The organism is Klebsiella sp. JN_Kp122, assembly GCF_040062085.1.
In the GTDB taxonomy this organism is placed as follows: domain Bacteria; phylum Pseudomonadota; class Gammaproteobacteria; order Enterobacterales; family Enterobacteriaceae; genus Klebsiella; species Klebsiella aerogenes.
In genome coordinates this window covers 62,957-81,765 of sequence record NZ_JBEAHW010000044.1, presented here as the reverse complement: position 1 = coordinate 81,765, position 18,809 = coordinate 62,957, and the positions used below count along the sequence as shown (strand labels likewise).

The 18,809-nt window shown below is 52.6% G+C and carries 16 protein-coding genes; 9 read left to right on the top strand and 7 right to left on the bottom strand.

What is annotated here, in order from left to right; genetic code table 11:
• Nucleotides 1–22 precede the first annotated feature (22 nt).
• Together ABLU78_RS18795 and ABLU78_RS18790 are read right to left on the bottom strand one after the other, a co-directional pair.
• Nucleotides 23–928, bottom strand: coding sequence for a zincin-like metallopeptidase domain-containing protein (locus tag ABLU78_RS18795; protein WP_348820647.1), 906 nt, complete (start codon nucleotides 926–928; stop codon nucleotides 23–25).
• A 64-nt stretch (nucleotides 929–992) separates the two neighbouring features.
• On the bottom strand, nucleotides 993–1,283 hold the full coding sequence (locus ABLU78_RS18790) for a hypothetical protein (protein WP_014908067.1): 291 nt from the start codon (nucleotides 1,281–1,283) through the stop codon (nucleotides 993–995).
• 333 nt (nucleotides 1,284–1,616) lie between these two features.
• Here ABLU78_RS18790 and glgS point away from each other — a divergent pair, with 333 nt between their 5' ends.
• Nucleotides 1,617–1,817: a cell surface composition regulator GlgS gene (glgS, locus tag ABLU78_RS18785; RefSeq protein ID WP_001561269.1), complete on the top strand. Its 201-nt coding sequence runs from the start codon at nucleotides 1,617–1,619 to the stop codon at nucleotides 1,815–1,817.
• Between the two features lie 38 nt (nucleotides 1,818–1,855).
• Here glgS and ABLU78_RS18780 read toward each other — a convergent pair whose 3' ends face one another.
• Nucleotides 1,856–2,728, bottom strand: coding sequence for a phosphorothioated DNA-binding restriction endonuclease (locus ABLU78_RS18780; protein WP_348820646.1), 873 nt, complete (start codon nucleotides 2,726–2,728; stop codon nucleotides 1,856–1,858).
• Between the two features lie 171 nt (nucleotides 2,729–2,899).
• On the opposite strand from ABLU78_RS18780, the gene ABLU78_RS18775 reads away from it, so the two are divergent.
• Nucleotides 2,900–5,842, top strand: coding sequence for an RNA-directed DNA polymerase (locus ABLU78_RS18775; RefSeq protein ID WP_348820645.1), 2,943 nt, complete (start codon nucleotides 2,900–2,902; stop codon nucleotides 5,840–5,842).
• A 64-nt stretch (nucleotides 5,843–5,906) separates the two neighbouring features.
• Here the strand turns inward: ABLU78_RS18775 and ABLU78_RS18770 are convergent, their stop codons facing one another.
• Genes ABLU78_RS18770 through ABLU78_RS18760 form a run of 3 tightly spaced genes read right to left on the bottom strand, consistent with a single transcriptional unit; the run spans nucleotide 5,907 to nucleotide 9,696 of the window.
• The gene (locus ABLU78_RS18770; protein ID WP_348820644.1) at nucleotides 5,907–7,394 is read right to left on the bottom strand and encodes a conjugal transfer protein TraG N-terminal domain-containing protein; all 1,488 of its coding nucleotides are present in this window, start codon (nucleotides 7,392–7,394) and stop codon (nucleotides 5,907–5,909) included.
• Nucleotides 7,391–8,752 carry an integrating conjugative element protein gene (locus ABLU78_RS18765; RefSeq protein WP_348820643.1) on the bottom strand — a complete coding sequence of 454 codons (1,362 nt, stop codon included), beginning with the start codon at nucleotides 8,750–8,752 and terminating at the stop codon, nucleotides 7,391–7,393. The genes ABLU78_RS18770 and ABLU78_RS18765 overlap by 4 nt, the downstream gene beginning before the upstream one ends.
• Nucleotides 8,753–8,763: 11 nt before the next feature.
• Nucleotides 8,764–9,696 (bottom strand): TIGR03756 family integrating conjugative element protein, encoded by a 933-nt coding sequence (locus ABLU78_RS18760; protein ID WP_348820642.1) that lies wholly within the window; start codon nucleotides 9,694–9,696, stop codon nucleotides 8,764–8,766.
• Between the two features lie 213 nt (nucleotides 9,697–9,909).
• Here ABLU78_RS18760 and ABLU78_RS18755 point away from each other — a divergent pair, with 213 nt between their 5' ends.
• From ABLU78_RS18755 to ABLU78_RS18725, 7 genes are all read left to right on the top strand, one after another.
• Nucleotides 9,910–10,500, top strand: coding sequence for a tyrosine-type DNA invertase (locus ABLU78_RS18755; RefSeq protein ID WP_348820641.1), 591 nt, complete (start codon nucleotides 9,910–9,912; stop codon nucleotides 10,498–10,500).
• A 368-nt stretch (nucleotides 10,501–10,868) separates the two neighbouring features.
• Nucleotides 10,869–11,381, top strand: a complete 513-nt coding sequence (locus tag ABLU78_RS18750; protein ID WP_009654430.1) for a fimbrial protein — start codon at nucleotides 10,869–10,871, stop codon at nucleotides 11,379–11,381.
• A 103-nt stretch (nucleotides 11,382–11,484) separates the two neighbouring features.
• Complete coding sequence (locus tag ABLU78_RS18745) at nucleotides 11,485–12,165, top strand: molecular chaperone (protein WP_348820640.1); 681 nt, start codon at nucleotides 11,485–11,487, stop codon at nucleotides 12,163–12,165.
• 10 nt (nucleotides 12,166–12,175) lie between these two features.
• A complete protein-coding gene (locus ABLU78_RS18740) occupies nucleotides 12,176–14,683 on the top strand; it encodes a fimbria/pilus outer membrane usher protein (protein ID WP_348820639.1) in 2,508 nt (835 codons plus the stop codon).
• Complete coding sequence (locus ABLU78_RS18735) at nucleotides 14,680–15,633, top strand: fimbrial protein (RefSeq protein WP_348820638.1); 954 nt, start codon at nucleotides 14,680–14,682, stop codon at nucleotides 15,631–15,633. The genes ABLU78_RS18740 and ABLU78_RS18735 overlap by 4 nt, the downstream gene beginning before the upstream one ends.
• A 17-nt stretch (nucleotides 15,634–15,650) precedes the next feature.
• Nucleotides 15,651–16,610 carry a fimbrial protein gene (locus ABLU78_RS18730; RefSeq protein WP_110225943.1) on the top strand — a complete coding sequence of 320 codons (960 nt, stop codon included), beginning with the start codon at nucleotides 15,651–15,653 and terminating at the stop codon, nucleotides 16,608–16,610.
• Nucleotides 16,611–16,668: 58 nt separating this feature from the next.
• Nucleotides 16,669–17,709, top strand: coding sequence for a ParB/Srx family N-terminal domain-containing protein (locus tag ABLU78_RS18725; protein ID WP_201506955.1), 1,041 nt, complete (start codon nucleotides 16,669–16,671; stop codon nucleotides 17,707–17,709).
• Between the two features lie 79 nt (nucleotides 17,710–17,788).
• On the opposite strand, the gene ABLU78_RS18720 is transcribed toward ABLU78_RS18725, so the two are convergent.
• A complete protein-coding gene (locus ABLU78_RS18720; RefSeq protein ID WP_348820637.1) occupies nucleotides 17,789–18,805 on the bottom strand; it encodes a Gfo/Idh/MocA family oxidoreductase in 1,017 nt (338 codons plus the stop codon).
• Between the last annotated feature and the right edge of the window lie 4 nt (nucleotides 18,806–18,809).

Here is an 18,809-nt window from a genome sequence, read left to right as displayed (position 1 = left end):
GACCCCCCGTGCGGGTGGGCTGTCAGGCGCTAAGCTGACAGGGTTGTGGTACAGCGTTGAGTAGCCATTCACTGGCGTGGCGCGCCATACCGCTGGCGCGGATCACTGCCCGCTTGTCCTGGCGCAGAATATCCAGCCAGTAGCCGATATAGCTGGCGTGCTGGAGCTTGCCCTGAATGCCGCAATGGGCGCACAGGAAGGCGCTACCCATCTCCGCCACTAATTCTTCAGCGGCGTAGAGCGCTTCGGTGCGTTCCGCTCCGGCAATACCGGGGCGGTTCAGGCGTGAAGCGTGTCCGGTAGCGTGCGTCAGTTCATGCAGCAGCGTAGCGTAGTACGCCTCGCTGCTTTCAAACTGTTGCGGGTGCGGCATCATCACCAGGTCGGTCGCGGGTTTGTAATACGCTTTCGACTGGCGGCGATGGCGCAGCGTCACGCCGCTGTTCATTGCAATGGCTTCGGCCATCTCCACAGGCTCTGCGGGCCGGGTAAACGGCTCGGACAGCGACTGCGGCAGGCCGTCGCACTGCGACAGGTTAAACAGCCGAAATTCACGAATAATCCCGAAATGCCGCACCTTCGGCTCGCCGTCTTTATCCAGCAACGGCTGGCCGAGTGCATCGGTCTCTTCCTGCGTGCGCGGCAGATACAACACCGCCAGAGAGGATTTCTCTCCACGGCGCACCTGCCCGCCGAGCGCGCTGACCTGATGGAACGTCAGCCAGCGGTCGCTGGCGAAGCTCTGCTTGTCGGCGCTGTTCCACAGCAGCGGCACGTTGATGCCGTGATACGGACGACCGGATAACGCATTGATCGGGAACGGCGGCTCGCCATCGCGCCACGGGCGGATCCACGGCACATTGCCGTTTTCCAGCTCAGCAATAATCTGGTCGGTGACTTTCTGGTAGATATCGTTGCTTCTGTCCATTGTGCGATCCTCATGGAAGAAGCCGGAGCTACCTCCGTCCGGAAGCGACTCCGGCGGGGAGAGGTTATGCCTGTTCAGCCATCGAGACCTGCACATAGTGACCGTGATAGTTGAGCGACAGCGGTAATGCGACAGGGACTTTCATATCGCCCTGCGGCGGCTGGCAGTAGATCGTAAAGGTGACTTTCTTGCGGGACGTCCCGGCGGTACGCAGGGTTAGCAGTACGGCGAGCAACAGATTGCCCAGCCGTTCTTCCACCTGCTGCGGGTCGGCAGGAAATTCCACAGCGGATTGCCAGACATCAGGGGCGATAACCACCGGCATTAACGACGGTTTTTTATCGAAAAGCGACATGGTGTTTCTCCTGTAAATGAACAGGGAACACCCTTCGCAGGGCGTTTCCCTGCGGGATGGAATGGTACGGGTATCCTGCGCATCTGCGCCGTTCGCGCCTTCCGGATACATGGCGAACTTACTGCATGGCTGGTGGTAGTGTTTTCTGCGCGGGTGATAAAAGGGAGGGGAAAATCATTATCGGGGCTGAAGAGTTTTGTCGTTCCTGAAATGTGAACGCAGGCAGATTGATGCGCACGCATCGCTCAAAAAATGATCTTTTTCAGGCGGATACTTAAATCAGAAAAGCATATGACCTTGAACAGTAAACACAATGACTGGAGGGATATGCTAATGAACCGACAAGATATAAACGCATTGAAGAATTTTGATTTTCTGGCGCGCAGTTTTGCCCGTATGCACGCCCTGGGCCAGCCAGTGGATATCGATGCCGTGACCGGCAATATGAGTGATGAACAGCAAGCATGGTTCCGGGAGCGATACGACCACTACCGAAAGCAGGCTGAGCGGGCGAGAGTGATAGAACTGCGGTGATATAACGAACAACGGGCTTAACGGCCCGTTGCGTATTTTCAGGCTTTGAAAATATGTTTTCGGTGCCAGCCAACATACTGTTCAGCAGGCCACTGCGTTTTGTCATAAGGGAGGAATAACTGCTGGCCGTCCCGCTGCCAGAACAGATGGTCTACCACCGGACTGCGACTGACGCCGCCGGAGATGCGGATGGTCATACTCTCATCCAGCCCGAATGCCCCCATATCAAACGCATCGTGGTGCAACGTACAGAGCGCCAGGCCATTGTTTACCACGCACGGACCACCATATGCTTTCCAGTGAATATGCGCCGCTTCAATACCAACCAGCGCACCATCCAGCCGGAGATCGTAACCGCAGAACGCGCACCGTGAGTGGTAAGCGCGAAGAACGATATTCCTGAAACGCGGATCGCGGTTCCTGGAGCGATCGATAAAATCGAATCCCAGTTGGTTGGCCAGGATCCGCTGAATACTTTCCGGGAAGCGATCGGTGAGGATCTTCTGAGCCAGTTGGTCGATCATCTCAGGGTGGGCCAGCAATTGCTGGTAAGCCGCTTCATCGAAGCCGCCCGCCACCTGGTTATCAATCAGTTCTTTCTTTGTCGGCTGAGTATTGCCCTTGCGCGGTTTGCAACCTTCTGCGTGAGCGATCTCCCAGAAGCCGTCTGTTCGCAGCCGCCAGAACGGCATATTGGGATAGTCGGTGCGTCGCTTGGGGCCAAACTCTTTCAGCAGGCGAGTAAGCGGTTCGTGGATCTCCAGGCCGTAGTTAAACAGGCGTGGATGGCCTGCTTTGTACCGCGACAGTACGTACAACAGCAGCAGCGGTTTATGCGGCGCGCATACGTCACCCTGACGCCAGACAGAGAGGTTAGAGATGGCGGATTGCAGCATTTCAGGAGAGATCATAGGAATGAACCGGGTAACAGGCTGATGTTATTGCGATCATGCTCGCAAAGCCTCAATTTTTCAAGCTGTTACATCGTATGATGATTAACAAATAAACTCTTTAACTTATTGTAAATAAAGAATAAAATGCAGTGCATCAATAGAATTGAATTCAAATTTTGAGGTTGATTAATGGATATCGATTTAGATGATGTAAAAAAAGCATATCTTTACCTTAAGAGCTATGCCTACCATGAAAATCTGAATTTATTTTTAAAGCAAAGAATTGCTGAATTTGAATCGGAAGGACAAGCTGATCATTTTATAGAAATTGTTAATGTTATTAAAGATGGAAATATCAAAAATAATGAAAACCTTATAAGATGGTTTGGTAAAGTTAACTTCCATGTTTTACCTAAAAGTATAGATATAAAAGGTGAGTTAGAACAAAACGAACATAATAAAAGAAATGGTCTATTTATAAGCAATGTCCGGGATGCAGATATATACCAAATATCCAAAGTGAATTATTTTATAAATGCTCCGGTACAGTTACATATAATTGATATGCTATGGTGCGTTTTTGCTGCTCCTGCAATTGAAACGTTATTAGAAGATAATAGTTACGGTAATCGCATGCATCCCTCTGCTATTCGCTATGCGGTAGCAAAACGAACTAGCGGTGGTCAGGAAATATTTAAGAGATATATTGATCAATATAATTTATGGCGTGATCAGGCTGTTAGTATTGCTACAGATTTATCGAAAGAAGAACATGACGTTGCGCTATTGTCACTTGACCTAAAGTCATATTTTTATTTTGTTGATGTGGATTTCGATAAAATAAAAGAAGCTATAAATAGATATTACTCTCAGAGTGATACATTGCGAGATTTATCTATTCGGCTCACTGATATAATTGACGATTTATATTCTTTATATAATAAAATCACAAACACACTACAGAAAAAAACACATCCAAACTGCATAAATAAAAAGAGGTTACCAATAGGTTTAGCATCATCATCAATAATCGCGAACTGGTATTTAAGTGATTTTGATAAATCTATCGCGGATGAGGTTCGGCCTGCATATTATGGGCGTTATGTTGATGATATCTTAATGGTATTTAAAAGACCTAAATTAGATATGGAGAGGCCAATTGATTCTTTTGTTGATAATTATTTGGCTGAAGTATTACTGAGAGATACTTCCGATGGTAATTATGCCATATCTGTAAATAATAACCTCTTGCCAGTACAAAAAGATAAACTCATATTGCAATTTTTTGATAAAGCTCATAGTCGAGCTGGGCTTGAAGTTTTTAAACAAGAACTTGATGAGCGTAGCAGTGCATTTAAGTTTTTACCAAGTGAACACATAGAAAAAGAACTGGATAAATTCGCCTACGATGTTCTTTATGATGGTTCTGCAAACAAATTACGTAGTATTGTTGGTCTTGCCGAAAATGAGACTGAGCTTGCTAAATATCTTACGAGTCATATTACTGCTCATAGACTTTGTAAGTTAGATAAAAATAGCTCTGTTTTACCACAGTTAAAACAATTTTTTAAAGGGCAGAATGCATTAAGATTTCATAGGTTGTGGGAGAAAATTTATCAATATTCTTTAGTTACGAAAAATTATTCATTTGCCACATCTTTTCATCACTATGTAATTAGAGAGGTCAGTAAAGTAGAAGGTGCTCATACAGATAAAAATATAAAACTACGAACTTTGTCAATGAAGTTGATACGAGACCTTAAATATTACAATGAATTATCTTTGGCGATTACTGTCGGATTGCTTGATTTGAAGAGTCCAGTCAGTGAAAATGAATCACTCTTAATCGGTAATGCTTTCTTAACTAATAGAACAAAGTTATCAGAACTGGTTTACTTTGGCTCTGATTTGCATGAATATTCATGGCAATTCCGTTGCTCAAATTTAATTCGGCATCATTTAGTTGCATGGCCATTGCTAAATTATTCTAATTTCAATGGCGATCTTAGCAGTGAAAATGGATTTATGAGCGGCGCTGGTTTTTCTCTTGAACAAGAAAAAATAAAATTTTCCCCGCGGTTTATTCATTATGACGAGTGGGCTTTATTTAAACTTAATGGTTATTTATCAGATGGAAAAACTCTAAATGATTGGTTTTGTGATTCAATAGAGGAATATAGAAATTATTTCTTTGATCAGGATTTCCCTGTTGTCGTGAAAAAAAATGAATGTACTACCAACCGGATTTTAAAGTCTGAAATACATATTGGTAACAAACAACCATGTAAGAATGTTAAATTAGCCGTTGCTAATATAGTTGTTGATGAAAGTGATATTTACTCCGCAATTCGTAAAGATACAAAGCCAAATCTTAGTTTTCCTCGTCAGGAAAAACTTTTTAATATTCTGAATTCTGCTCTTATTGAAAAGGCAGATATGTTAGTTATGCCGGAGGTCGCTATACCTGTGAGCTGGCTGCCATTTATGGTTTCATTCTCAAGAAGACACCAGATTGGGTTGGTGTTTGGGTTAGAACATTGGGTTGTTGGAAATAGGGCATATAATGTTATTATAGAAGCATTACCATTCAAAATATCTGATAAATACAAATCCTGTGCAGTTACAGCGAGGTTAAAAAATCACTATGCGCCAGCAGAAAAGGATATGTTGGGGGATCTTAGATTAACACCCGGTATTAGCTCCGATAATTTATATTACTATCATAGCGTTTCATGGCGTGGTGTTACTTTTGCAACATATAATTGCTTTGAATTATCAGATATAACTCATCGTGTTTTATTTAAATCAGAGATAGATTTGTTGTTTGCATGTGTTTGGAATAAAGACACGAATTACTATCAGCATATATTAGAGTCGGCAGTAAGGGACCTTCACTGCTACACTGTGCAAGCTAATACATCACAATATGGAGGTTCGTGTATTCTTCGACCGACAAAAACAGAAAATAAAACAATGCTATATGTAAAAGGTGGAGAGAATTCTTGTGTGTTGACCGCAAGTATTGATATATCAACCTTAAGAAGTTTCCAATTTAAATCCAAGCCAAATGTTAAAGATTCCTTTAAACATTTACCCCCAGGATATGATAGTGAAGCTGTATTAAAAAGGTAGATTTAAGTAAAATAACTAAAATGAGGCTTGCACTAAGTATACATTATCGATGGAGTGACATTAGTTACTCCATGATTTTACCCCCGACAATTCCGCCGCCATGTTTTATATCCTTTATTGTATTTCCAATAACTCCAGCAATAGCCCCACCGATCTTTACGCCCGCCCACGTCAATGCCCCAAGCCAGAACACTGGCAACACAACAAACATCGTCCCCATCACCATATTGACGATCAAATCATCTGAAGTGTTCTGTAAGCCGTACAGGTTGAAATGCGAAGCTCCGTTCTCACTATAAATTATCTCCATCAGCCAGCTATCCAGCCAGCGAGCCAGCTCCCACCAGAAGGTAAGAAAGAACAGGGCGAACTGCACAAAGCTCAGCGTGATGACAGTTTTAATCTCCCATGCCGAAAATAGCAGGACTACTGGTATCAAAATGACCAGCGCCATTCCGAGGAAGGCTTGTACCATTGGCAGCGCTTGGCGCACGCTGTCGAAAGCAGGGAATAAAGCGAGGCTGGAAACCGACATTCCAGCGATACTTCCCAACCGACTTAACGCTTGCGATGCATTCAAGTTATCTCCCGCATTCCCACCAAACCCGTTGTACAACAGTCCGCCCTGCGACACCCGCATATTGCGCGGGCTGACCAGCGAGCGCAGTACCGCTTCTTCATACTCCTCTTTTGACTGTCCCAGTTTTTGCAGACGCTGCCAGAGCGTGGTATCGACCTGCTTCAGCAGCCGATTTTTCAGCCCAGTATCGCCATCGGACCACCACTCTTTACACGCTGGATAGCCTCCGTCACCCGTATCGCTCAGACCGTCGTCGCGGCTAGTGTCATAAGGCCAGGCGGCGCGGGGCGAACGGGAACGATCGTGGTCGTAATAGCCCGGCGTGGAGAGGTAAAAGGCCGATCCCACCCAGTCCACTTCCCGGCTTTGCTCCTCACTGATATCACTGCCCAGCCGCTTGAGGCGTGCGCGCGACGGACCATAGCAGTCGTTAACGAAATCCTGTAGCTCCTGCGCCAGCGCCGGATCGGCGATCCGGGTGTGTTGTACCTCAAAGCGCAACTGGCGCAAGTCCGGTTTGCAGGGCAATACCGCGACGGCGGCGCTGGTGATGCCTTTGCCCAGCGCATGAGTGAAGTACCACCACATCGGAACGGAAGCGCTCTGGCCGCTGAGTTCGTTGATCAGCGGTGCATAGCCGGAATCGTCGGGCTGTACCACCGACCAGCCGCACTGCTTGGTGCGCTGGCTGTCGTAGGTGAGGGTGTTGATATCGACATTCAGAAACGGCACGCCCGCGAAGAAGATCACCAGCAGGGCGCTGTAGAGCGAGTGCTCCACCCAGACGACCAGCAGGCGGGCGACATTGCCTTCGTCCGCCCCCTGGCCGCGCGCCTTCAGCCACAGGGCAACCAGCTTTGCCAGCAGGGGAAGGGCGAACAGCCCGGTGGCGGTCAGCGTCTGCCACACGCCGTTGTTTACCAGCCAGCCGAGCAGGGTGAGCACGTACTCGAAATAGCTGTTGGCGGTCATCGCGGACTGTCCGGCTGTGGATTATTGAGATTGTGCAGGCGGCGATCGCTGTCGTCCGCTACCTCCACCGCCTGTCCCTGAAGCTGGTCGCGCTGCTGTTTGCGTTGCAGGATCTGGCTGGCGGTATTGCGCGTCAGTGCCTGGCGGAAATCGAGTTCCAGCTTAAGCTGGCTCAGCTCTTCATCCAGTTGGGCGGTGGTTTTGCCCAGGCTCTCCTGCGCCTCTTTGACGTTGGCGATATTCGGTTCGCGCATACCTGCAAGCAGCGTGCGTCGGGCCAGCAGCGCCTGTTCAGTGACGCGGGCCAGCGCCAGCTCTCCCGCCAGCCGTTCGGTGAGAACTGCAATATCCGGATCGTCGCGCAGCGCTTCCACGATGCCACGGGTCAGTTGCATGGATCCGCCGGAGGCTTTCGCCAGGTTGTCGAAGCCGGGTTTCTGACTGCCATTAACCAGATCTGTCAGGAGGGGGAGGATCTTCGCCTTTTCTTCGTCGATCAGCGGATGCAGGCCGATCCCCGCCTGTGCGCCGGAACGTGCGTCCGGATCGTCGGTGGCCTGCGCCACGCTGATGGTCTGCTCGCCGACCACGCGGGTCATCCACCCGGCGGCCTCTTCAGGGGATTTCCAGGTGGTGCAAAGTTCCCCGTCGCATTCAGAGGATGTAAGAGAAGTGGTGCTGGTGGCGGGCTGCTGGTTGAGAATATTCCAGCCTGCGGCGGTGGCGTCATGGACTACCTTAATCGGCGGCTGGCCTTTGCCGCCGCGCTTTTCACCGCCGACCCAGCGTTTACCCTTTTCGGCGGCCTCTTTTGCCGCTTTCTGGTCGGTGCGGATGGCGTCGTTATCACTGGCTGCGAGGGACTGGTAATTCTCAGCTTTGGCTCCGGAAAACCAGGCAGAATCTGCCGCCAAATCGGTCATCTTCTCCGCCATTTTCTGGCAGTTCAGCAGCGATTTATCAAAATCCAGCCGTCCCTGCAGTACGCCGTTGGTCAGCAGATCATAAAGCTGCGGATTGGCGCGCTGGATAATCATCGCGGGTAGGCTGGCAACCGCCCCGGTGGCGCTCTGGATGACGTTGCCCATCAGTTGCTGGAAGCCATCGGTGATTCCGTTTAGCTGGTTGCGCACCGTGGTGTCGATATCGAAATTGCCGCACATCATATCGGCGTTCCAGCCAATGCCCACGCTGAGCGGCGAGGGGCTGAGGCGTACGGGCGGCGGCATGACGGCTTCACCGCCGCCAATCTGGTAGTAAAGCAGGTCGTCAACCGCGCCTCGCGTGCGGAAGCTGTAGTTGTCTGCCGCCACGCAAACCCAGGCGAAAAACAGTAAGACCAGGCAAAGGACTCTCATCACCGCCTCCGTTAACCCGTACTGCCGAGAAAGGTTTGCCCCCGGCGCGGACAGCATTTATAGGGCCGCCATAGCGTCCAGGCGTACGCACCGTTCTCCGCCAGCTTGTCGGCGTAAGTGTCGGTGGCGCTGCCATCCGGGAACACCGAACAGGCGGCGGATTTTTTCGGCGTGAGCATCTGCCAGCGATGGTTATCGCTGTCGCCTTCGATAACCGGGGAGGGCGGCCAGTACCCGGCGTGGGATGAGGCGGTCAGCGGAGTGTAGATATGCGGTTGCCCGGTACGCGTCACCAGATCGGCCACGCGCTGGGCGATAACGGCGGCGGCTTTATAGTCGTGCGTCTGGCTGATGGCTCCGGCGCGCGGGTAGATATTGCCCCACATATCGCCATTCTGACCGACGTCCCGCATGCCTGGCGTCAGCGCTTCCGGGTATGTCATTTCCGGCACACCGCTGCGCCACGCCAGCACATCCAGTTGACTCAGGAAATACGGTTCAAAAGGCTGCGATGACGGCGAGCAGATATAGCCAAACTGAGTGAAAAACGTCGCCAGTTCATCGCCTGCCGGGAAGCCGATGGCATCGGCATTCTTAAAGCGGATCTTGCTGTGCTGGCTGGCCACACGGGGATTCGTATCACCACCGCCTTCGGCAATGCCGGGCAACGGTGGGCTGAGTAACGACATCTCCGCCCACGGATTTTGCCCGGTGTTGCTGTAAGCCGATACCACCAGATCCGGACGAAAATGGCTGACCTTCACCGACGTGCGTACCGAGCAACCGAGCGGCGTGCAATAGAGCCAGTAGCACAGGCCGACCACCCGATAGTTCACGCAGTCCGGCGATAGGGCGGAAGCGGCGATTTCCGGCGTGGTAATGGCTCTGAGCGGGAAAGCGGCGCACAGCATCAGGGGCAACAGAAGAGAAAAGCGGTCTGGCATAACGCCTCCGGCAACAGAGTTTTCTTCTGCCGGGTGTAGCGCAATGCCCATACGATCGCTGCTGAAAACTGGAGCCCGCCCGTGAAAATTGTTGAGTCTGGCATCAACCTTTGTTGGGCTTTCTGGTGCTATTCTGTGGTTCAGGCCGGGCTACGAAAGTGGTTCCGGCCTGTTTTTTTCTTCATTTTTTATTGTGTTTAAGGAGCAAGACTTATGCCAGTAAAACGAAAACATCTGACCTGCCATGAAGTGGGGCAGATACTGCTTGCAGCGGACAGAGGGATCCATTTTGAGCGGGATTACTGCCTGATTCAGATGTGTTTTTTACACGGTCTGCGGGTCAGTGAACTGTGTGGGATGCGCCTGTCGGATATCGATTTGGTCGGGCGTTCGGTCTATGTCCGACGGCTTAAAAACAGTCTCTCAACGCAGCATCCGCTGTTTGATGCCGAATTGCCCGCGTTGATGCGCTGGCTGAAGGTGCGCCGCCGCTGGCGGGAGGCAGACAGCGACTGGCTTTTTCTGTCGCAGAAAGGAGGCCCGCTGTCGCGTCACCAGGTCAGGTTATTGCTCAGACGTTACGGCGAACTGGGCGGCGTCAGCATTTCCGCATATCCCCATATGCTGAGGCACGGATGCGGCTACGCGCTGGCGGACCTGGGGCGTGATACGCGTCTGATACAGGATTATCTGGGGCACCGGAACATCCGGCATACGGTGATTTATACGGCGACAAATACGCAGAGATTTATGAATGTCTGGGGGAATATGAGAGAAAACCACACAATTAGTGCCAGAATGTAAAGTAGTATCAGAAAAATTTAGCAAAGTGTCAAAATTTTTCTGAGACCCCTTTTGATAACGGATTATCTCTCTGTTTTTAAATAATTATTCCGATCTAATGCAGCTTAACACACCTTTGGTACCCTGCTGGCAACGTGCGTGAGTCGTCCACGTTGCCAGTTTTCATTTGCTCACCGCCTTACTGTTTTATGCCATTCCGCAAGCTCTGCTCCTCTCTCGATGGCATTTTATTTCTCATTCTCTTCTTCCACATCATTTTCTCCTGAACTCACCACTCTGGCACTAACGGGAAAGTCTAATGCAGATTTTTTCACCGCCAGAGTGATGCGGGGCCGAGTCCCGAATGTTCTTTCATCAAGGAGAAACACATGAAAAAAACGATGTTAAGCGCGTGTTTTATGCTGGCGGCGGCTAATGCCATGGCCGCCGACGGCACCATCCATTTCACCGGTAGCATTACCGACCAGACCTGCAAGATCGACACTGGCTCCCAGAATCTACCGGTGAACCTCGGCAATGTTGCCCAAACCGCCCTTAACGGGGCGAAAGGGATGAGAGCGGCGCCAACGCAATTTACCATCAACGTGAGCGAGTGCCCGGAAACGGTCACTGGTGCAAATGTGAAATTTGACGGGACATCCGATAACAACGACCAGAGCCTGCTGGCGCTGGACAGTGGCACGGGCATCGCCACCGGGGTCGGGATCCAGATCGCAGATAAAAACGGCACGGCCATCCCGCTGCACTCCGCTTCATCCGACTACACCCTCGCAGAAGGCGCAAACGCGCTCGACTTTGTCGCCCGCTATGTCTCCACAGGCCCGGCGGTCACCACCGGTACAGCAAACGGTACCTCTGAGTTCACCATCATTTACAAATAACGCTGTGCCGTCGCGGGGCGCATTCTCCTCCTCCTGGCCATGCGCCGCCGCATAACAGGGAGCGTTTCGCAGGGATGCGTATTTTTCGTCCGGAGATAACAAGATGAACAGGTATGCAGACATTTTGCTGGCGCTATTGCTGGCCGTATTTACCGTGCAGGCACAGGCCGGGATTGTCATTGGCGGGACACGGATCATTTATAACGGCGACAAAAAAGAGACCTCCGCTTCTATACGCAACCCCGACAGATCCGGTGTCTGGCTGGTGCAGAGCTGGGTGGACAGTGGCGTGAAAGGCAGCAAAACACCGTTTATCGTCACGCCGCCGTTGTTTCGCATTAATCCAGGCGAAGAGAACATCCTGCGCATTGTGCGCACTGGAGGGAGCCTGCCTGAAGACCGGGAATCGGTGTTCTGGCTGAACGTGAAGTCCATTCCCGCCACCGACGACAGCGTGCCGCATAACAACGTTCTGCAGGTGGTGGTGAAATCCCGCCTGAAACTCTTTTACCGCCCGGCGGGGCTGGAAGGACAGCCGGAGACGGCTTACCACCACCTGTCGGTCTCCCGTAGCGGCAATCGTCTTACGGTCAGCAATCCCACGTCTTACTACGTCACTTTGTTCACCTTAAAGGTGGACGGGCAGGAGATCAAAGAGGCCGATATGGTGCCGCCGAAAGGCAGCGTCAGCTTCACGCTGCCATCGACTACTGCGTCCACGGTGACCTGGCAGTCGATCAGTGATTACGGCGGCGTCAGTCAGACCGAAAGCCGTAAGCTCTGAAGGAGGGAATATGAATAACCCGAATTCCCGACTGATGATCTTCCTGCTGGCGCTGTTGCTGATTATGGTGCTGCTATTGGGTTATCTGCGTCATGCGGAAGCCCGCGAGACCTTCAATACCCACGCGCTGGAGCTGGACAGTCCGGGCCAGGCGGTCGTTGACTTATCCGCCTTTTCCGAATCCGATGGCCAGCTACCGGGCACTTACCGGGTGACGGTGTACGTCAACGGCGAGCAGCAGGGCGAGGCGCAGGATATTGCCTTCGTTGCCGGACCGGATAAAAAACTCATCGCACAGTTAACCCCGGCGATGCTGAAAGACTGGGGCGTGAATACCGCTGCGTTTCCTGCGCTGACCGCACTGCCAGCGGACAAACCGCTGGAGGATATCCGCCACTATATCCCGATGGCTTCCAGCGAGCTGCGTTTCAGTAAACTGCAACTGAACCTCAGTATCCCGCAGGCGGCGATGAGCGCTACCGCGCGCGGCTGGGTGGATCCGTCCGAATGGGACGAGGGCGTACCTGCCGCGCTGCTGAACTATAACCTCAGCGGCAGCAATACCTGGCGCGACGGGGAAAATGGCTCCGATGATAACTACTACGCCAACCTGCAGAGCGGGCTGAACCTCGGCGCGTGGCGGCTGCGCAACTATTCCACCTGGAATTACGACGAGGATAACGGCAGCCACTGGGATTCAGTGAACACGTATCTTCAGCGGGATATCCAGCGCCTGCAGGGGCAGCTCACGCTCGGCGACAGTTATACCCCGTCGGACATCTTCGACAGCGTGCAGTTTCGCGGCGCGCAACTGGCGTCGGATGACAATATGCTGCCGGACAGCCTGCGCGGGTTTGCCCCGATCATCCGCGGTATTGCCCAGTCGAACGCCCAGGTCACCATTAAGCAGAACGGCTACACCATCTACCAGAGCTACGTCGCGCCGGGGGCCTTCGCCATCAGCGATCTCTACCCGACCTCGGGCAGCGGTGACCTGGAGGTAACGATTAAAGAAGCCGACGGCAGCGAGCGAACCTTTATTCAGCCATTCTCTGCGGTACCGATTATGCAGCGTGAAGGCCGTCTGAAGTATGCCCTCACTGCCGGGAAATACCGCAGCGGCAACAGCGACAGCGATGAGCCTGAGTTTGGCCAGATAACGGCAATTTACGGCCTGCCGCACGCCATCACGATTTATGGCGGCACGCTGTACTCGGAGGACTATCAGTCCGGGGCGGCGGGTCTGGGGTTTGGTCTCGGCGAGCTGGGTTCGGTTTCCGCCGATATCACCGCTGCGCACACCACGCTGAATAACGATGAAACTCACGACGGCCAGTCGTACCGGGTGCAGTACTCAAAAGATTTTCAGGCCACCGATACCAGCTTCACCCTGGCGGCGTACCGCTATTCCACGGAGGGGTTCTACACCTTCCAGGAGGCGAACGATTTACGCTCAGACAGCGACGACGGCTGGCGGCTGACGTACAACAAGCGGCAGAAACTGCAGCTCGATCTCACCCAGAGTATCGGCAGCTACGGTTCGTTCTTTGTTTCCGGCTACCAGCAGGATTACTGGCATGAGGACGGTTACGAGCGCACCCTCAGTACCGGGTGGAACGGCAATATCAATGGCGTCAGCTACAGCGTTTCCTACAGCTACAGTGATTATCCGGACAGCACTCAGCCTGCCGACCAGCAGCTGGCGTTCAGCATCCAGGTACCTCTCAGCCGCTTTATGCCGAACGCGTGGGCCAGCTACAGCGTCAATACTGCGAAGCACGGTGACACCCGTCAGCAGGTGGGCCTCAATGGGACGGCGCTTGCCGATAACAACCTTAGCTACAGCTTCCAGCAGAGCTACACCAATCACGGTACGGGCGGCTCCGGCAATATCAACGCCGACTATAAAGGCGGGCAGGGGGAAATCACCGGCGGCTACAACTATGACGACGATATGCAGCAGGTGAACTATGGCCTGAAAGGGGGGATTGTCGTCCATCCACATGGCATCACGCTTTCCCAGCCGCTTGGTGACTCACTTGCCATCGTGAAAGCGCCCGGCGCGGACGACGCGAAGGTGCAGAACAACACCGGGGTCTATACCGACTGGCGCGGCTATGCGGTCGTGCCGTACGTCAACGCCTACCGGAAAAACCGCATCGCACTGGACACCAGCACACTCGGCGATGGAGTCGATATCGACACCGCCGTGCAGACGGTGACGCCAACGCAGGGCGCAGTGGTAATGGCGGACTTCAACACCCGCGTCGGACAGCGCGTACTGATGACGCTGCTTTACCGTGGGCTGCCGGTGCCGTTCGGCGCTCAGGCGAAAATGAAGGAGGGCGGCAGCGGCATCGTTGGCGATGACGGCCAGGTGTACCTGACAGGCGTCCCGGATGAAGGTGATATCACGGTGAACTGGAATGGAAAGCAGCAGTGCGTGGTGCATTACCGGTTGCCGGAGAATGCCGCAAACGCGCCGGTAACGGAAACTGAGCAGGAGTGTCGGGAATGAAACTTATTCGCTACATTGTGGCCCTTACGAGTGTCATCATGTTTTCTCTGCCAGTGATGGTCTGGGCGTCATGCGCCTTTACGGGCGGTGCAACCTCAGAAATTAGCGGCTATGTCACATTTGGCAATGTGTCTGTTCAACGCGATGCGCCGATAGGCAGCGTGCTTGCTACGGCGACAACCGGGACTTATAACGGTGGGCAGGCGATTGCCGGATGTTCTGAATCCTGGACTTATCGCTGGGAACTGAGCAAATGGAGCTCGTTGAGTTCCCAGGGCAACAAAGTCTATAACACCAATATTGCAGGAGTGGGGCTCCGGCTAACAAACACTGCATCTGGAAAGTTGCTTCCCTATGACCAGAGTATGGGAACGGGCAGCGTCATTATTAATGCTGATGGTATTAAAGCTGAATTAATCAAAACGGGCGACATTACGGGCGGAACCCTGGATACCGGTATGCTGGCGCGGGCCTCGGTGGCAAACCAGTTTTATTTTGCCAATGTCACGTTGAATGGCACAAATACCATTACCTCTGAATCCTGCTCCGTTACCACTAACCCGGTTAATGTCCCGCTGGGCGACCATGACAAAAGTGAGTTCAGCGGTCCGGGTACCGCAACAGCCTGGCAGACATTCAATATCAATCTGAGTTGTGTTCAGGGCGCGCGGATTAATGTGCGTATTGACGCCACAGCAGACAGCGACGCAGGCGTACCCGGTGTCATTAAACTCGACAGCGATCCCGTTAATGCCAGCGGTGTCGGCGTTCAGCTCTGGTATCGCTATGAAGATAGCCCGGTACAGTTCGGCCAGGAGCGGTATTACTATACCTCGCCATCAGGTGGTAACGAATATGTTCAGCTTCAGGCGCGCTATTACCAGACAACGCAGAGCATCACGGCCGGAAAAGCGAACGCCACAGCGACATTCACGCTGAGCTACAAGTAAATCACCGGAGCAATGACATGAGAAAAGTTATATGTTTCATGCTGTTGATGCTGGTGGTTTCACCGATCGCCCGAGCCAGTTGTTCATTTTACAGCGGCGTGTCCGGAGAAGTGCCGGGTTATCTGAACTTCGGCAATGTGGTTGTTCAGCGTGATGCACCGATAGGCAGTGTACTCGCCACCGCAGTAACAGGCGCTTATAACAATGGCAATGCCATTGCAGGATGCACCAGGGAGGCCTGGACCGCTCGCTGGGAGTTGACGCAGTGGGGGACGCTCAGTGGCTATGGCAACGGCGTCTACAATACCAACCTCGCTGGTGTCGGTTTACGTCTGAGTGCAGCACAAACGGGCAAAGTACTGCCCTATGAAGGCAGTTACCCCTACAACGCCGGAGGCTCATGGGCATCTATTCCTGGCGATGGCATCAAAGGGGAGCTTATCAAAACGGGAGATATCACCAGCGGCACGTTAACCGACGGTATGCTGGCGCGCGCCTCGGTAGTGAACCAGTTTTATTTTGCTAACGTCACGCTTAACGGTACCAACACTGTCACTGCAGCCTCCTGCTCGGTGACCTCGGTGGATGAGCCGGTCCAGCTTGGTGATCACAACAAGCGGGAGTTCAGCGGCGTCGGCTACACCACGGACTGGAAGGGATTTAATATCGTGCTGGACTGCAATAAAAGCGCGCATATTTATGTGCAGATTGATGCCACCCGTGATGCGTCGAATGCGCCAGGCGTGATGGCCATTGATTCCGAAAGCGGCAGTACCGCGGCGACGGGCGTTGGGGTTCAGCTTTACTTCGCGCCGGACAACAGCGCGGCGCAGTTCGGGCAGGTAAAGGATTATTATACTTCGCCTAATGGCGGGATGGAGACCGTTCAGCTTAAGGCGCGTTATTACCAGACGGCTTCAGCGGTGACGGCAGGGCCCGCCAATGCCACGGCGACGTTTACGCTGACGTATAAATAGCTACCTGAACAATTTTACAGGTTTTAGACTAACCCTCTGTTTATCAGGGAAGATGATAATGACCCAATATTGGTGGAAAGATCTTTTTGATCGCAATAATAACTGGCAGGGTCTGGAGCTGATACTCAAGAGCAGCCAGAGGACCGACGTGGCAATGGAAATGCTAAGTGGTCGGTATGGGCGAATGGCGCTGCAGGTCTCAGGGAAGACATTATTCTGGGCATCAATGTTGAAAGATCATTCTGGTGTCTGGTTGGTATTTAATGCCGATCATTCCGCTTGCCAGACATTATTACCGGCTGTCACATCTGAAGATATTGAGGGTATTAAAAACAAAGGCGAACGGGCCTGGACAGGCGAATGGTGTCGCTATTTTTCCCGGCAATTAATGAATGCGCCAGTGCCTCTTCTGTCTCCTCGCCGATGGCTGATAAGGCCGATGGAGGCCAAATATCCATTACCGAAATTATCCGGACAGCGTGTTCCTGTAAATAGCTGGCGTTTTGATTCCCCAGAAAGCAGCAGGGATATCGGCTGCAGTTGGACGCTCTACGGCGAAGATTTTCCTGATTTGGTTAATCCTGACAAAGTCCGATTAATGGATTGGTGGTGGGGAGGCAGCCTGCTACTTGGACGTTATCCGATACAACCTGATGCCGGAAGGTTGAAATGGTGGCGTAAAAAATGCCGTGAGGGTGCGCTGCCTCCAGTACTTGTCTGGTATATAGCAGGGCTGGGATCATTTGTTATTCTTGATGGTCATTATCGTTTACAGGCAGCGATTGCAGAAGAAATTCCACCTTCATTTCTGGTGCTCAGCGAATTGCAGGAACGGGATTTTGCTACCGATCAAGACCATCGTGCCCGTATTGTCCGGGCTTTAGAACAGCAGCTCAAAAATCCTAAGTGCAAAATCGATGGTGTAAATCAGACGCTGATTAATCTTTATGACACACGCTATCTTTATGCCTCAACCCATAGCCGCGCGACGCTCGGCGAAGGAACGCGCTGGGCACTGGAGTTAGAAAGCTATCTGCAACGGCATCAGTTGGAAGACTATCGGGACAGAGTACTTAATGGCGTTAACGATGAATGTTGAATTAAGGACAACAAATGGCGGCATTCTTTAGGGAAACAGAGTAAACGGGCTTGCGGATACCAGCATCCCTGCTGGCCGACTATTTTAATGACACTGGTTTTTGACTCTCGAGACTCTGGTGTACCGCCTCACAAATACGGCTGACCGCCAGTCCGTCCACCGCGGTGACCGGGTAAGGCGCTTTATGTATGACCGCCCGCACAAAATCATTGATCGGGTCGATACCAAAACCGCTGGCGACGCCGTTGCGGTAGTTGATGAAATAGCTGTTGGGCGTGAGCGTCATGCCCGGCGTGGTGATTTCCAGCCCGCGATGCTGTGAAGTGCTGCGGATATACGTTGCCTCGCAGAGAATATCGATACGCCCGTCGTTGTCCTTCGGAAAGCCCTCCGGCAGCACCCACGAGTTTTCCACCACCCACGAACTGCCGTCGGCCATCGTCAGCAGGCTCTGCACGCTGTCGAAGGTGTCGAGGCCGCATTCGACCATCAGCCGCTTCTGCCCGACGGCGTACACCGACACCACCTCCTGCCTGGAGAGGTGACGCACCAGGTCAAAGCAGTGGGAACCGAGAAACCACACCGGAGAGCTTGCGCCCGCCCAGTCCAGCCACTCCGTCGGGACGCTAATCACGTCGTCCATGCTGATATGCCCGCGCAGGATGCGCCCGGCTTCCGGCTTCTCCAGTTCTGCCTTAATGCGCATCACCGCCGGGTCCCAGCGTTTGTGGAAATCGACGCCGACCAGCAGGTCCCGCTGCTGCGCCATCTCCACGATAAGCTCACATTCGCGTACTGAGGTGGCGAGCGGTTTCTCCGCCAGCACATGTTTGCTGTGGCGCAGGGCGGTGAGGATGGATTCGGTGTGGTACGGGTCCGGTGTCGCCACCGAGACCACATCGACGGCTTCCTCCTGCAACAGGACATCCAGCCGGGTATAACCCATCACGCCGTAGGCCATGGCAAGGTCGTCACAGCGCTCTGTATCCGTGTCGCAGATGGCGACCAGCACCGTGTCCGGGTTATGGCGGTACGTGTTCATGTGGTGTTTGCCGTAGATACCCGCGCCCACCACGGCGGCTCTGATTTTGTTCATTAGT